13 protein-coding genes are annotated in these 12,827 nt (G+C 45.0%); 10 read left to right on the forward strand and 3 right to left on the reverse strand.

Going from position 1 to position 12,827, the window contains the following annotated elements:
• Nucleotides 1-144: 144 nt before the first annotated feature.
• The 7 genes from ACQY1Y_RS11135 to ACQY1Y_RS11165 all read left to right on the forward strand — a co-directional run bounded on the left by ACQY1Y_RS11135 (nucleotide 145) and on the right by ACQY1Y_RS11165 (nucleotide 7,790).
• The gene (locus ACQY1Y_RS11135) at nucleotides 145-2,154 is read left to right on the forward strand and encodes a histidine kinase dimerization/phospho-acceptor domain-containing protein (RefSeq protein WP_430014577.1); all 2,010 of its coding nucleotides are present in this window, start codon (nucleotides 145-147) and stop codon (nucleotides 2,152-2,154) included.
• A gap of 74 nt (nucleotides 2,155-2,228) precedes the next feature.
• A complete protein-coding gene (locus ACQY1Y_RS11140; protein WP_002732766.1) occupies nucleotides 2,229-2,681 on the forward strand; it encodes a hypothetical protein in 453 nt (150 codons plus the stop codon).
• A 5-nt stretch (nucleotides 2,682-2,686) separates the two neighbouring features.
• Entirely contained in the window at nucleotides 2,687-3,328 is a 642-nt protein-coding gene (locus tag ACQY1Y_RS11145) for a hypothetical protein (RefSeq protein ID WP_036396050.1), read from the forward strand.
• Nucleotides 3,329-3,601: 273 nt separating this feature from the next.
• Nucleotides 3,602-5,566 (forward strand): single-stranded-DNA-specific exonuclease RecJ, encoded by a 1,965-nt coding sequence (gene recJ / locus ACQY1Y_RS11150; protein ID WP_430014578.1) that lies wholly within the window; start codon nucleotides 3,602-3,604, stop codon nucleotides 5,564-5,566.
• Nucleotides 5,567-5,594: 28 nt separating this feature from the next.
• Nucleotides 5,595-6,734 carry a glutamate 5-kinase gene (gene proB / locus ACQY1Y_RS11155; RefSeq protein WP_430014579.1) on the forward strand — a complete coding sequence of 380 codons (1,140 nt, stop codon included), beginning with the start codon at nucleotides 5,595-5,597 and terminating at the stop codon, nucleotides 6,732-6,734.
• A 98-nt stretch (nucleotides 6,735-6,832) separates the two neighbouring features.
• On the forward strand, nucleotides 6,833-7,426 hold the full coding sequence (gene apcB, locus ACQY1Y_RS11160) for an allophycocyanin subunit beta (protein WP_002794132.1): 594 nt from the start codon (nucleotides 6,833-6,835) through the stop codon (nucleotides 7,424-7,426).
• 73 nt (nucleotides 7,427-7,499) lie between these two features.
• Nucleotides 7,500-7,790 carry a hypothetical protein gene (locus tag ACQY1Y_RS11165; protein ID WP_002733243.1) on the forward strand — a complete coding sequence of 97 codons (291 nt, stop codon included), beginning with the start codon at nucleotides 7,500-7,502 and terminating at the stop codon, nucleotides 7,788-7,790.
• 9 nt (nucleotides 7,791-7,799) lie between these two features.
• Here the strand turns inward: ACQY1Y_RS11165 and ruvX are convergent, their stop codons facing one another.
• Both ruvX and ACQY1Y_RS11175 read right to left on the reverse strand, forming a co-directional pair.
• Nucleotides 7,800-8,234, reverse strand: a complete 435-nt coding sequence (gene ruvX / locus ACQY1Y_RS11170; RefSeq protein WP_103112207.1) for a Holliday junction resolvase RuvX — start codon at nucleotides 8,232-8,234, stop codon at nucleotides 7,800-7,802.
• Nucleotides 8,234-9,475, reverse strand: coding sequence for a GNAT family N-acetyltransferase (locus ACQY1Y_RS11175; protein WP_016515384.1), 1,242 nt, complete (start codon nucleotides 9,473-9,475; stop codon nucleotides 8,234-8,236). The genes ruvX and ACQY1Y_RS11175 overlap by 1 nt, the downstream gene beginning before the upstream one ends.
• A 211-nt stretch (nucleotides 9,476-9,686) precedes the next feature.
• On the opposite strand from ACQY1Y_RS11175, the gene ACQY1Y_RS11180 reads away from it, so the two are divergent.
• Both ACQY1Y_RS11180 and ACQY1Y_RS11185 read left to right on the forward strand, forming a co-directional pair.
• Nucleotides 9,687-10,193, forward strand: coding sequence for a hypothetical protein (locus ACQY1Y_RS11180; RefSeq protein ID WP_002741066.1), 507 nt, complete (start codon nucleotides 9,687-9,689; stop codon nucleotides 10,191-10,193).
• Nucleotides 10,194-10,201: 8 nt separating this feature from the next.
• Nucleotides 10,202-10,609 carry an MAPEG family protein gene (locus tag ACQY1Y_RS11185; RefSeq protein WP_002774974.1) on the forward strand — a complete coding sequence of 136 codons (408 nt, stop codon included), beginning with the start codon at nucleotides 10,202-10,204 and terminating at the stop codon, nucleotides 10,607-10,609.
• 90 nt (nucleotides 10,610-10,699) lie between these two features.
• Here ACQY1Y_RS11185 and ACQY1Y_RS11190 read toward each other — a convergent pair whose 3' ends face one another.
• Nucleotides 10,700-11,740 (reverse strand): adenosine deaminase, encoded by a 1,041-nt coding sequence (locus tag ACQY1Y_RS11190; protein ID WP_430014580.1) that lies wholly within the window; start codon nucleotides 11,738-11,740, stop codon nucleotides 10,700-10,702.
• A gap of 255 nt (nucleotides 11,741-11,995) precedes the next feature.
• Between ACQY1Y_RS11190 and ACQY1Y_RS11195 the strand changes: the two genes are divergently transcribed.
• Nucleotides 11,996-12,826: a hypothetical protein gene (locus ACQY1Y_RS11195; RefSeq protein WP_002774969.1), complete on the forward strand. Its 831-nt coding sequence runs from the start codon at nucleotides 11,996-11,998 to the stop codon at nucleotides 12,824-12,826.
• Nucleotide 12,827 lies beyond the last annotated feature (1 nt).

The following is a 12,827-nucleotide window of genomic DNA, read 5'->3' on the forward strand; positions in this document are numbered from 1 at the left end:
TTACTGTTTTTTGATTAGGGAGACGGGAGACGGGGTGATGGGGAAATTCAACTAATACCCTCAAACCCTAAAACCCCAACACCCAAACCCTTTTAACTGATAACTGATAACTGATAACTGATAACTGATAACTGATAACTGATTATGAGTGATTTTGAGGAACTAGAGTCTAAAAAACGGGAAAAAGCTCTAGAAATGCAGGCCTATCGCGATAATTTGCTCTCACGGGTGACAAGATTACTAATTTCTCAAGATATCCACTTGGCGATTGATCATACCCTAGAACTGCTCTGTCAATTTACCCAGAGTGCGCGCTGTTACATTATTCAATATTCCACCTGTCGTCAGCAGTGGAGTATGGTTTATGAATACTGTCACCCCGACTATCCCCAAGTTATCCCGATTAGGGAACAATCACAAAATCTCTCGACGGAAACCTTTCCCTGGTTTTCTGAACAATTATTAAACGGTATTCCAGTTAAACTGAACTCTTTAGACGATTTACCCGCTACTGCTATCCCTGAAAGAGCTATTCTCGCTAATAGTTCTACTCCCTGTCTCTTAATCGTTCCCATGTGGGATAGTTGTGGGGTAACGGTGGGTTATCTGGGATTGGATGCCAGTGCAGAAAAGCAATGGACAAAGGAAGATGTCACCTTTGTGCGGTTGCTGGGAGAATTAATTGCGATCGCACAAAGTAGATATGAAGCGGAAAAAGGATTAAAAGAGGCTAAAGAAGCGGCAGTTAAAGCAAATAAAGCTAAAAGTGAGTTTCTAGCTAACATGAGCCACGAATTACGCACTCCTCTTAATGCTATCTTGGGTTTTACTCGCTTAATATCCCGGGATAGCAGCATCAGCAGTGAATATCGGCAATATTTGGAAATTGTCAATCGTAGCGGGGAACATTTATTAGAGTTAATCAACGATATTCTAGAAATGTCGAAGATAGAAGCGGGAAGAACGGTTTTTAACCCTAGTAATTTCGATTTATACGCTCTTTTAGATAATATTGCCGAAATGCTACGCTCACAAGCGCAAGCAAAAGCTTTAAGCTTAATTTTTGATCGCAGCTCCGATCTGCCTCAATATATATGTACTGATGAAAGTAAATTGCGACAGGTGTTAATCAATCTCTTGGGTAACGGATTGAAGTTTACCGAGTCGGGAGGGGTGACTCTCCGGGGAAAAGTAGGAGAGAAAAGAGGAGATTATCAGCGATTGCTCTGGGAAATTGAAGACACAGGCGCAGGAATCGCCCCAGAGGAGATTTATAAGCTATTTCAAGCCTTTAACCAAACGGAAACGGGACGAAAATCCCAACAGGGGACGGGATTGGGTTTACCTATCAGTAAAAAATTTGTTGAGTTGATGGGGGGTGCGATCGGAGTTAGTAGTATTCTGGGTCAAGGAAGTATTTTTAGTTTTGATATTCAGGTGGGTTTGGTGGGGGAAAATGAGATTAAAACCGAAACCAATAGGGCAAAAGTTATCGCTTTAGCCGAAAATCAGCCTAAATATCGCATATTAGTCGTCGATGATCGACCGGAAAGCCGTTTACTGTTGCTGAAACTCCTGACTACCCTAGGATTGTCCGTGCAAGAGGCCGCTAATGGTCAAGAAGCGATCGCAATTTGGCAAGCATGGCAACCTCATCTTATCTGGATGGACATGAGAATGCCAGTGAAAGACGGTTACGAAGCAACTAGGGAAATTAGGCGGTTAGAGGCTGATAATCGCGGAAAAACGGTGATAATTGCCCTAACTGCCAGTGCTTTTGAAGAAGATCGCGCCTTGGTTATTGCCGCCGGTTGTGATGATTTCGTGCGTAAACCTTTCCGAGAGGAAGTTATTTGGCAAAAAATGGGCGAATATTTGGGATTAAAATATATTTATGCCGATAATGAGCCAAATCAGCCCAATTATTCGCCAGTTTTCCTCGATTCCCTGCAATCCCTATTAAAATTAATTAGTCCCGCTTGGATTGGACAATTGCAACAAGCGGCGCGAGAATGTGATGATGAAAAAATTATCGCCCTAACCGCAGAAATTCCCCCCGATTATGCTACCCTTGCCCAAGGTTTACAACAGTTAGCCAGAGAATTTTCCTTTGATGCGATCGAAACCATAATTAAAGATTTAAACATATCTTAAGAGAGTATTTTATCTAGATCTCAAAAACGTGATATTCTAAAGGCATAAATCCCTAAATATGGCAATTTTAAAGGATGAAACTGTTAAAAATGCTCATCGGTACTTTCCTAATACTACCGATTTTTTCCGTTCATGCTCAAGTACCCTCGCTTCCCCTAATCAAGCAAAATTCCCCCAATCTTGGTGATCTACCGAATGATCCCACCCAGCAGAAAAATTGGGTTTGTAACCAAGAAGATCAACGCATTGCCGTGGCTGCTAAAGAAGAGAAAGGTTGGAAAGAATTAATTGAAAAACAAGGTTGGCAATGTCGTGAAGGAAATACCGATATACCCGATCAAACTCTCAGCTTTTCCTGTGAACCAGAACAAGCGATTGGCATCTTGACAGTTTACTGGTTAAATGGTAGTAATGGTCAACAACAATTAAGTCAATGGCGAGATAAATTAGCGGCACAACAGGGGATGGTTTGTACCATTAATAACGTGCAGTTATTCGATACTCAAGAAAATATACCCAATCCATGACAACCATGATTAAATTAGCAGTTTTGCCTCAATCTATCCTCCTGGGTATCAGTTTATTATTAAACAATTCTCTGCCCTTACTTGCCCAATCTACACCCCTGAGCGTGGATAATTTAAGAAACACCGTCTATAACATTCCCAATCGGGGTTCCGTAATTGTCAGCGATGGTATTTTTCAATCCAATGAGGGACAAATTTTAGGAGTGCAAGTCAGTCGAGAAGCCTTGATGGGGGACTATAATAATGATCAAAGGACTGATGGTATTGTCGTATTAAGAGTGATTACCAGAGAGCAACAGCAATTACATTATTTAGCCCTAGTGATTGATAATAACGGTACTGCCACTAACACCGATACTGTCCTGTTAGCCGATCGAGTAGTTGTCGATAATCTTAGTGCTAAAGATGGTATGATCACCGTCAATATGAGAAGATTTCTCCCTCGGGATCCTTCCTGTTGTCCGTCGGGAGTCATTACCCAACAATTTGCGATTAATTCTAGTATTAATCAATTGACTTTACTGAGTACCAACGAAAGTCAACCCACCACCCCAAATGTGCAGGTAATACCCGGTTCTCCCCTGAGAATTAATAATAGTAATCTCCCCTTTCAACCTCCTGCTGGGGCCATCCAAATTCGCTTTTAACCTTGTTTTTAGTGCGTTACGCTGGGTACATCTCCTATTTGTGAATCTACTCAGTTGGGATTCCCTGATAATCTTTTTTTTAAAACTGTGCTTTCTGGGTTTTTTGTCTTATAATTCAGACTCTTGGGGGGTTCTACCCCCGAACCTCCTGTGCATTAGTTTTTCGGTGAAATGCTTAGACGCATTTGTTTATATATTTGTACCAGTCTAAGAGTCACTGATAATTCCTAAAGGCAACTCTCCTGACTCCTGACTCCTGACTCCTGATAAAAAATGGCCTACAAATATCCCATCCAGCGCTGGTATATTGCCGCAACTAATCCCGAAAAAATCGCGGGGTTAGCGCGGGAAATGGGATTATCATCCTTATTAGCAACTATCTTAATTAATCGCGGTATTGATACCCCCGAATTAGCTAAAACTTATATTGATCCTGAAGCGGATACCTTACCCTCTCCCCTGGGGGAATTTCCCGACTTAGAAAAAAGTGTCAATTTATTAGTAAAAGCGATCGCCTCTGGTGATAAAATTGCTATCTGTGGGGACTACGATGCCGATGGCATGACCAGTACATCTTTACTGCTAAGAGCCTTAAGACATCTCGGCGCTAGGGTAAATCATGCCATACCCAGTCGCATGAAAGAGGGATACGGAATTAATCAGCGCATTGTCGAAGAATTTGCCGAATCTGGAGTCGGATTGATTCTCACTGTTGATAATGGCATTTCCGCTCACGAACCGATCGCCCTAGCGATAGAATTAGGATTAAAAGTTATTATCACCGATCATCACGATCTGCCGCCAATTTTACCAAATGCCTCCGCTATTCTCAACCCGAAATTATTAACCCCGAACTCTCCCTATCAGGGATTAGCGGGGGTGGGAGTCGCCTATATTTTAGCGGTGACAACTGCCCAAAAAATGGGTAAATTACAGGGATTAACCGAGTCATTATTATCATTATTTACCCTAGGCACTATAGCAGATTTAGCCCCATTAATCGGGGTAAATCGTCGCTGGTTAAAACGGGGTTTAAGAAAATTACCCAAATCCCAATTAGTCGGGATTCAATCCCTGATGCAAATAGCGGGAATTAGCGAGGAACAAAAGCAATTACAACCGGATGATATTGGCTTTAAATTGGGACCGAGAATTAATGCCATTGGCAGAATTGGCGATCCCCAGATAGTTATTGAATTATTAACCACCGATGACGCAGGAATTGCCTTAGAAAGAGCAATGCAGTGCGAACAAATTAATCGTACTCGTCAAGAATTGTGCGAAAAAATTGAAGAAGAAGCGATTAAATTAGTGGAAGAAACTCCGATTCTTTGGCAACAAGATCGAGTTTTAGTCTTAGTGGAAAAAGATTGGCATCATGGGGTAATTGGTATTGTGGCCTCCCGTTTAGTGGAACGCTACGGAGTGCCGGTTTTTATTGGTACTTACGAGGAAGAAGATACGGATAAAATTCGCGGATCTGCCAGAGGAATTGAAGAATTTCACGTTTTTGAAGCCCTGCAATTTTGCCAAGATTTACTAGGAAAATTTGGCGGTCATAAAATGGCGGGGGGTTTTAGTTTACCCACAGCTAATTTACTAGCATTTAAACAAAGATTAAGTCAATTTTCTCACAAAATTTTACAAATAGAACAATTAAAACCTTTAATTAAAATTGATACTATCATTGATTTTAAACAAATTACCCCGGAACTTTTTCAACAAATTGATAGTTTGCAACCCTGGGGAATTGGCAATGAATTACCCGTTTTTTGGACTCCTAACGTGCGAGTAGTGGAACAGAAAACTATCGGAAAAAATCATTTAAAATTATTGCTGGCTCAAAGCGATAATACCAGAATTAAAGCCCTAGCATGGCGTTGGGGCGAATATTGTCCTTTACCAACTCGTTTAGATATTGCCTATAAACTCAAAGAAAATACTTGGAATGGTAATACAACCATAGAAATTGAATTAGTGGGAGTGCGATTACCCCAAGAAAATGATAATATTAAAAAAGCAATTTTTATGCACGCCGATAAAATCTATCAATGTAGTTTTTGGGGTGATTTAAACGAGATTCGCATCAAAAATGAACAGGGCGAGATTTTAGTCGTGCAGAAAGGGCAGCGCATTGGTTTATTAGGGAAAAATCGGCAACAAGCTAGAGAAGTCAACGTGACTGAACCCCGTTTTTATACTTTAATTAAAGTTGCCATCAAAGCTTTGGCTATCTAGCAAAACCTCCAAAAAAAGCGCCTTGACGATGAACCAAACCATAGTGATCAAAATCGGTACTTCCAGTTTGACCGATAATCAAACCGGCCAATTATCCCTCTCCACGATCGCCGCTTTAGTGGAAGTCCTCACCCGGTTGCGCGCTGCCGGTCATCGGGTGGTATTAGTATCTTCCGGGGCCGTGGGGGTGGGCTGCCGTCGTCTGGGAATACAGGAAAGACCGAAAAAAATCGCCCTCAAACAAGCGATCGCCGCCGTCGGTCAAGGTCGTCTGATGCGGATCTATGATGACCTCTTTACCAGTCTTGGTCAACCGATCGCCCAAATTTTGCTCACCCGTCCCGAATTGATGGAACGCACCTGTTATGTCAACGCCTATAATACCTTTCAGGCTTTGTTTGAATTAGGGGTGATTGCCATTGTCAACGAAAATGATACGGTGGCGATCGATGAGTTAAAATTCGGCGATAATGACACTTTATCAGCCCTTGTGGCCAGTTTAATCGAGGCTGACTGGTTATTTATCCTCACCGATGTGGATCGCCTCTACAGTGCCGATCCGCGGCTATTTCCCGAAGCTGCGGCCATTGCCCGAGTTACTCCCGCGCAATTAGCGCAACTATCGATCGATGCTGGTAGTAGTGGCAGTCAGTGGGGGACCGGGGGTATGGCCACTAAATTGGCCGCGGCCCGGATTGCCACCAGTGCCGGGGTAGAAATGGCGATTACTAAGGGAGGGCAGCCCAGCAATATCTTAAAAATTATGGCAGGAGAGGCGATCGGAACCCGTTTTGAGGCCCAAAAACGCAGTGATAACGCCCGCAAACGCTGGATCGCCTACGGACTAATGCCCATGGGTCAAATCTATCTCGATGCTGGGGCGATTCAAGCCATTTGTCAGGGGGGGAAATCTCTCCTTGCGGCCGGGATTACCAAAGTGGAGGGGGAATTTAGCGCCTCGGAATCGGTGCAATTGTGCGATCAAGAAGGCCGGGAAGTGGCCAGGGGAATTGTTAACTATAGTAGTGAGGAGATCGATCGAGTTAAAGGTCAACATTCCGAGCGTATTGCCAGTTTATTAGGTTATATGGCCGCAGAAACCATCATTCATCGGGATAATCTCGTTATTTTGAGTGCCTCGTCCACCACCTCGACTAATAAGGGATAATTCCGCCACCCAGCGCCGGTCTGGCCAATGCCTTAAATGTAAAGAAATGTCTCAAAAAAACAACAAATTGTTAGACAAGCAAGAGAGTTAGACTAGGGATGTCCCCCGAAGTTCAACCCTGTGAGATTATAAATAAAGCGAAACTCAAAAATGTCTTTATTGCTGTTGGGAGAAACTTAATAATGCGAGACGCGGTAACTAGCCTGATTAGAAAATACGATGTCACCGGACGTTATCTCGATCGAGATGCGATCGATAATCTTAAACAATATTTTGCCTCGGGAACTGCCCGTCTAGCTGCCGCCGCCCTAATTAACGCTAATTCGGCGGCGCTCGTGCGTGGGGCGGCGATTCGTCTATTTGAAGAAGTTCCCGAATTGATCCGCGCCGGGGGTAATGCCTACACCACCCGTCGTTATTCTGCCTGTCTGCGGGATATGGATTACTATCTCCGCTATGCCAGTTATGCGCTGGTGGCTGCCGATACTAATGTTCTAGATGAGCGGGTACTGCAAGGACTACGGGAAACCTATAATTCCCTCGGTGTTCCCATCGGTCCGACGGTGCGCGGTATCCAAATCATGAGCGAAATGATTCAAACCATGGCTCTTGAGGCGGGTATTGCCGACACCTCTTTGATCGCTGAACCCTTTGATCATCTCACTCGTGAATTAAGCGAAGTCTCTATCTAAATTCAGTTATCAGTTATCGCTTATCAGTTTTGTTCGTTCAATCAGTGACTGAGTTTCTTAGTGGATTCTTTTGATGAACAGCGAACAGTTATTGCTATCGAGATGGCGTGATTTGCCGCCAGACAAACAGAGAGAGGTCTTAGATTTTACCGAATTTCTAGCCACACGTCTCTTGTCGTCGCCGGAATCAGAAGCTAGTCCGAACTTGTCCGCATCGCCAGAAAACCCTCAAACTCCCGATCGCCGCTGCCAGTCGATTCCCGCTTTGATCGAGGCAGTCAGACAACGCTATCGGGAATTACCCAATGATGTGGAATGGCTAGACAGTACGGTATTGATTCGCCAAGAGCGAGACGGGCGATGACAACTGCTTTTAGATGCGTTGTCGATGCCGTCGGCGATCGAGCCATTGTTGTAAAATAATCGCCGCCGCTTCCCGATCGATCGCTCCCTTATCCCAAGAGGAAAACTGTTTTTTGGCTTTTAAGAATTCTTCCGCCTCTAGGGACGTGCAACGCTCATCAATGTATTCGAGGGGTAAATCCAAGGCGATCGCTAGTTTTTGGGCGTATTTTTGTACCTGTTTGGCCTGAAATCCTAACTCTCCGGCCATGGTATAGGGCAGTCCCGCCACCAAAATCTTAATATTTCTTTCCTTGACAATTGCCTCAAACTGTGCTACATCGGCAACAAAGGAAGAACGGATAATCGTAGTCAAACCAGTGGCGATTAAACCTGTACCGTCACATCCTGCCACTCCTACCCGTTTTTTGCCGATATCTAAGCCCAGGGCGGCGACCCTTTCCATTACACTGGATGCCCCTGATCCGGGGGTTCTGAGGGGGGTTTAGCGGGGGGAAGTTCTCCCGGACTGTCGAGGGAGTCTAGGGGGGGATTATTGGGCCATTTTAACCAAGACATCCGACTAGGGATGGGAGTTCGTGGCACCGATTGTAAACCCTGGAGCATTTCTGCTAAGGCGGAATTTTCCGGCTTAGTTTCGCGAATTTTGTGCCATACCGAGCGCGACATCATCAGGGTGTGGGAACTGCGGATCGCTCCCAATTGTTCCAGATATTCCCGTCTTTCGTGCTGATAATCGGCAGATATCAACTCTAGCGAGCGAGGGGGATACTTGCGAGTGATCTGGGCCATCTGGATTAATAACTTAGGATAGAGCCAAGTGTAGGCGGGATGGACAATTAATTTCGCTTGATGGGGTCGCTCATCCCGATTAGATAGAATTAATTCAAAATAACCGATCGCCGCTTTTCGTTGCGGTTCAAAAACGTAACCGCGACTAATTTGCGGACCGCCGCACCAACTCTGACAGCGACCGAACAAACTATCAACTAAACTGATTTTAAAATCCTGGATATGGCGATCAAATACCTGACGCAGTAGCGGCGGCATAGACACACAATCTAACTGATAAAGCAATTGAGCGTCAGCATTGCTCACAGGCAGTAAATTCGGTAAATCTGCCTCTTGTTTGCTCAATTCCTGTAATAATTGCGGCGGTAAAGACCAATAGGTTAATTCTGCCAAAGGCTGAAAACCGTGTTGCCGGAAAAGTGCCAAACTGTCCTTTTGATTGATATTAACCTCTAACACCCAGGTGCGGGCTTCCCAAACCGTTTCTAGACAATAACGCAGTAATTGCGCCCCGATGCCCTTGGGTTCGCTTAAAGACTCCCCTGGATGCACCCGCACCTGTTCCACCCGCCAAGTGCTGCGACTACTATTAAAAGGGTTGACTTGGATTGCCCCGCGAATTTTCCCTTCTTCTCCCCGATTGGCGATGGCCTCAGCCACATAGACATGAAAACGGTGTTGGAGAGGATTGGGAAAAAAACTGAGAATTTTAAACAACCCAAACCAAGGCCGCACCTGTTGCACCTGGGTGCGGAAATTTTGGGCGCGACGATCAATATCCTCATCGAAGTCATCCAGGGTTAAAGCTTCAATGTCTTCCAAATCCCGATACTGTACGGGACGGATTGGGCGATCGCTAAAATCGTCCCCTTGGGGAACAGGAGAAGTGGTCATGGCTCTGGGGTAAATATCGTCTATGCACCTATCTTACCGCAGAATCTAGAGGCACTTCCCCACCAATAACAATTTCTGACGGCTCAAGGAGACTGCCACAGAAAGGACACCTCGATGAGCATCTGGGGTTTTTTGGGCCAAATTTCCAATCATGAGAATTCGATGCTACAATAACGGACGGTTAATCAGTCCGAATTTGCAGTAAAAGTCTTTGAGTCAATCTGTAGATACCACTAACACCCTAGACACTCTAGCTCAAGAACTGGCCGCCATTCAGCAGACCGGTTCTAAGCGCGTCGCTTTATTGGGTTCCCGTCACGTTCCCATCACCCACCAGCAATTGATCGAAATGATGGCCTATGCCCTCGTGCTGGCGGGCAATCGGATTATGACCTCCGGGGCGACGGGAACCAATTCCGCCGTCATTAAGGGGGCAATGCGGGCAGATCCTAATCTGTTAACCGTGATCTTACCCCAAAGTCTCGATCGCCAGCCCCTGGAATCCCAAGAACAACTTCAGCAGGTTATCCATCTGGTGGAATGTCCCGAAAATGACCATCTATCCCTAGGGGAAGCCAGCAGCCTCTGTAATCGGGAGATTATCAATCGTTGTCAACAGTTAATCTGTTTTGCTTTCCACGACAGTCAAACCCTTTTGCAAACCTGCGCGGAAGCGGAAGATCAACGCAAGCTGGTTACCCTATTTTATTTTGACTAAATTCAGCGATGAATCTCTCCGTCAGTGCCATTCTTCTCTATTCGATCGTGGCTGCCGCTGTCTCTGTATATCTACCTTTTCTGCTGGTGGCTTACGCTAGAGCTAAGGTGGGTTACAATACCTCCGCTCCCCGGGCCATGTTCGACCAACTCCCAGACTACGCTAAACGAGCAACTTGGGCCCATCAAAATGGTTTTGAAACCTTTATGATCTATAGTGCCGCCGCTCTCATGGCCTACGTTACAGGAGTCTCCTCATCCCTAGCTGCTAACTGTGCGATCGCTTTTGTGATCCTCCGGCTTCTATTTTCCCTTTTTTATATCACTAATATCCCGATCGCTCGTTCCCTGATGTTCGGTCTTGGTTCTCTCTGTACTTATACTCTCTTTGGGTTAAGTTTAATCAAGATTCAGTAGAATTACCCAAACCAGATGCAGGAGAGTCGAAAAACCCTATAGTTCGGGAGCGGTAAAGAATTTGCTTAACCCAAACTATAGTTAATTGTGTTACTGATAAACCGGTAATTTGGGATTATCTACTGATAACAAACCGGTTAAAAGTGAGGCGGGTTTTTGACTATAGGGCCAGGCAAAAGCATGGCGAAAAGCCGCATCTTGACAAGCTTGTAATTGTCGGAAATCGATCACATCTAGGGTGAGTAAATTCTCGTACTCGAAGGGCAGCCGGACATTGTGTAAACCAGCATTATCGGTACAGATAGCAATATCAACCCCCGCTTCAAAACAGCGATCGAAGACTATCTTTAATTGCGATAAACTTTCGAGGGTGCCAGTTTTTAAATAGGTGGTGGGACAGACTTCTAAACATTGATGACGACGGGCAACTTCCGGCAGCAATTCTGGGTATTGTAGGGGAATTTGAATACCGTGACCAATTCTTTGCAGATAGGGCAGTAATTGGGGATAACAACCGTTCTTTGTTTCATAAAGATGGCCGGTGGTATTTAAACCATTTTCCCTGGCATAACTGTATAAACCAGCAAATTCCTCTAGTCGAGTTTGGTAGTACGAATCACCCCCGGCAATATCGATCGCACAGACGTATTCTCTCATCCCTAGGGCCAGATCAACGATCGCTTTGTTGACTTGGTAGGGAAGTCGCGAGTGCATACAGAGAATTTGACTGGTAATAATCGGATATTCGCTCATTTTCGAGGCTTGACCAACGATCTCGACAATTGATCGCATTTGCTCGATTCGCTCTGTCTGGTTCAAATATTCGTCGGTGCGATAGTAGGGAGTATAGCGCAATTCTAAATAGGCCAGATTCTCGAAGATATAAGCACCGCGAATCAGACGATAGATAAAATAGGGCAAAGTTTGGGCGGTTTGGACACTTTCGACAAGGGTGTGTAATTCTAAATACTCATCTAAACTATTGCGTTCGCGGGTGTAAAATTCCTCAAAAGCGGGATATTCTGGGAATTTAGCCGCTAAATCCCGCTCATGTCTGTGAAAGTAGCGCCAGAGAATTCTCGGTACTACCGATCCCCCTAAATGCCGATGCAAATCCGCGTATAAAGCCACAACTCCGCTGCTCCTTAGTCTCTCAAATGTTCCTTAAATATAACGAAGTTTTACAATTGTTTGACAATTGCTCGCAAATAGTATCAGTACCTAGTCGGTGAACAGTGTGGGGTGTAGGGTGTGGGGTGTGGGGTGTGGGGTGTGGGGTGTGGGGAGTTTTCTCAGTGAACTGATCAGTGATCAGTGATCACTGATCACTGATCACTGCTTAATGATTTGATAGCATGGAGGAAAACCTATAGAGGGTGAAGCGGTATGAGTAACTATAAAGATTCTTCTTCCATGCGCTATTTCTTGGCAGGATTAAAACCCTTTGCCCAACCTTTATTTTGGCTGCCCCTAGGAATATTTTCCTTAGCTCTCATTGCTTTCTCGATATATCAACAGAATCCTGAATGGTTGGGTTCGGTATTCGATACCCCAGGAAAGTCCTTGGAGGAACGCGAAATCGAGAGCAACAAGATTACCGATACTCCTCTCCCCACTGCCGTACCACTGCCGGCCATTCCTGCCAATAATAATACCGCTCGCCCGGGGAGACCGGCCTCGACGCAGCCTTTTGATCCTTTAAATACTAATCCCAATGACAACCAGAAACCCTCTTTATTCGCTCCGTTAATGCCGCCAGTCAAGCCAAATCCAGTACCGAATGCTAGTAAAGGTCTGCAACCGATTCAAGTGCAACCGATTAGTGGCAACACTAGCAATTATCCTTTACAGAGAGAAATCGAAAATCGCTCGCGGACTGCTAACTTGAATAATTATTCTAATCTCAACCCTGGGGGCAACCCGAATCAAGTCGCCCCCCAGGGAAATTATTCCCCTTATCAACAAAATGTTCGGACCCTACCCTCCTGGAATAATGCCAACCCTAACCCGGTCCCTGGCTCTAGCAACCAATCCAACTATTATCAACCGCCCGTATATCAGGCCCCCGTTTACGGCAATCAACCCAACGTCACTGGTTATCCCAATCAGGGAATACCGCCCAACAATAATGGCATCCCCAATCAAGTTCCCCCTCAAAGTATTAACCGGGGTTTCTCCATCCAACAACCGATTAATACCCGGTCTTCTGGTTACTAGA

The organism is Microcystis ichthyoblabe FBCC-A1114, assembly GCF_050500245.1.
GTDB lineage: Bacteria > Cyanobacteriota > Cyanobacteriia > Cyanobacteriales > Microcystaceae > Microcystis > Microcystis ichthyoblabe_A.